Annotated in this window: 1 protein-coding gene; it reads left to right on the forward strand. The window is 66.6% G+C overall.

Going from position 1 to position 820, the window contains the following annotated elements:
• The coding region (locus AB4Y36_RS40430; RefSeq protein WP_368685933.1) for an efflux RND transporter permease subunit at positions 1 to 820 on the forward strand (820 nt) is incomplete at both ends.

Below are 820 nucleotides of genomic sequence, written 5' to 3' on the forward strand. Positions count from 1 at the left end.
GCCGAAGCCGTGGTGTTCGCGATGTGCGCGTCGTACTTCTTCTCGCGCACGCTGATTCCCACGCTCGCCATGTATCTGCTGCGCGCGCGCAAGCCTGACGCTGCGCCCAGGCGCGGCATCGCCGGTGTGTTGACGCGCTTTCAGGCGGGCTTCGAACGACGCTTCGAAGCAGTGCGCAACCGCTATCGCGCGCTGCTTCAGGCGGCGATTGCGCAGCGCCGCCGTTTCGTCGTGCTGTGGGTCGCGCTGTGCCTCGGCTCGCTCGTGCTCGTGCCGTTCACCGGCCGCGACTTCTTCCCCGCTGTCGATACCGGCGAAATCCGCCTGCACCTGCGCGCGCCCACCGGCACGCGCATCGAGGAGACGGCCCGCATTACCGACGAAGTCGAAGCGAAAATCCGCAGCGTGATTCCGCCCGCCGAACAGGCCGCGGTGCTCGACAACATCGGTGTGCCGGTGAGCGGCATCAACCTCACATATGACTCGTCGGACCCCATCGGTCCCGGAGATGCGGACATCCTCATCACGCTCGCGCCAAAGCACGCGCCCACCGCGCAATATGTGGCGAAGCTGCGCAACGCGCTCAACGCCGCGTTTCCGGGCGTGACCTTCGCGTTCCTGCCCGCCGACATCGTGAGCCAGATCCTGAACTTCGGCCTGCCTGCGCCCATCGACGTGCAGATCGTCGGCAACAAGCTCGCGCAAAACCGCGTCGTGGCGAATCATCTGCTCGACCAGATGCGTGGCGTGCGCGGCCTCGTCGACGCGCGCATCCAGCAGCCCGGGGACGAGCCCACCATCAACGTCGACGTAGATCGCA

This window comes from Paraburkholderia sp. BR10936 (genome assembly GCF_040965735.1).
Lineage (GTDB): Bacteria > Pseudomonadota > Gammaproteobacteria > Burkholderiales > Burkholderiaceae > Paraburkholderia > Paraburkholderia nodosa_A.